We start from the raw sequence: 1,087 nt of genomic DNA on the forward strand, positions 1-1,087 counted from the left end.
CTAGGTGTATTGATCATGAGCGTTGTTAACGCCGGCTGGTCTTGATCATGGCGAAGACCTCCGGTGTGGTGGAGGTGTCTAGGCTCCACACCACACACGGAGGTCTTCGTGTCCCACCGTAACGCCCGGCTGACCGTTCACGGCAGGCGGATCCTGGTCGAACGCGTCCTCGCAGGCCGTCCCGTCGCGCATGTTGCCGCGGAGATGGGGATATCCCGTCCCACGGCCCACAAGTGGGTGCGCCGCTGGCGGGCCGAGGGCGACGCAGGCCTGCACGACCGTTCCAGCCGGCCCCACGCGCTCCCGCACCGGACCGCCGCCGCCCTCGAGGCCCGGGTCTGCCGGCTGCGGACCGGCCGCAAGCTCGGCCCGGCACGGATCGGCCCGATCCTGGGCCTTCCCGCCTCGACCGTGCACCGCATCCTGGTCCGCCACGGGCTCAACCGGCTGGCCTGGCTGGACCGGCCCACCGGCGAGCCGATACGCCGCTACGAACGTTCCAGGCCGGGTGAGTTGGTCCACGTCGACATCAAGAAGCTCGGCAACATCCCCGACGGCGGCGGCTGGCGAACCGTCGGCAGGACGGCCGGCGACCGCAACCGCCAGGCCACCACCACCGAGCGCAAGAGCTGCACGCCGGTGATCGGTTACAGCTACATCCACTCGGCCGTCGACGACCACTCCCGCCTGGCCTACAGCGAGGTCCTGCCCGATGAACGCCAGCACACCGCCATCGCCTTCTGGCAGCGGGCCAACGCCTTCTTCCAGAGCCACGGCATGACCGTCGAGCGCGTGCTGACCGACAACGGGTCCTGCTACAAGTCGAAGCTGTTCACCCAGAGCCTGACCGCGGCCGGCATCACCCACAAGAAGATCCGCCCCTACCGGCCGCAGACCAACGGCAAGGTCGAACGCTTCAACCGCACCCTGCTGGACGAGTGGGCCTACCTGCGGCCCTACACCTCGAACGACGAGCGGACCGAGGCCCTGGCAGACTTCCTCCACACCTACAACCACCACCGCTGCCACACCGCACTCGACGGACACCCGCCCATCACCCGCGTCAACAATGCTGCGGGTCAATACA

The 1,087-nt window shown here is 68.4% G+C and carries 1 protein-coding gene; it reads left to right on the forward strand.

The window, feature by feature from the left end; genetic code table 11:
* Window positions 1–108: 108 nt before the first annotated feature.
* On the forward strand, window positions 109–1,087 hold a 979-nt coding region (locus ACIGW4_RS38140; protein ID WP_399586328.1), incomplete at its 3' end, for an IS481 family transposase.

Source organism: Streptomyces sp. NPDC053513 (assembly GCF_044544765.1).
Classification (GTDB): Bacteria; Actinomycetota; Actinomycetes; order Streptomycetales; family Streptomycetaceae; genus Streptomyces; species Streptomyces litmocidini.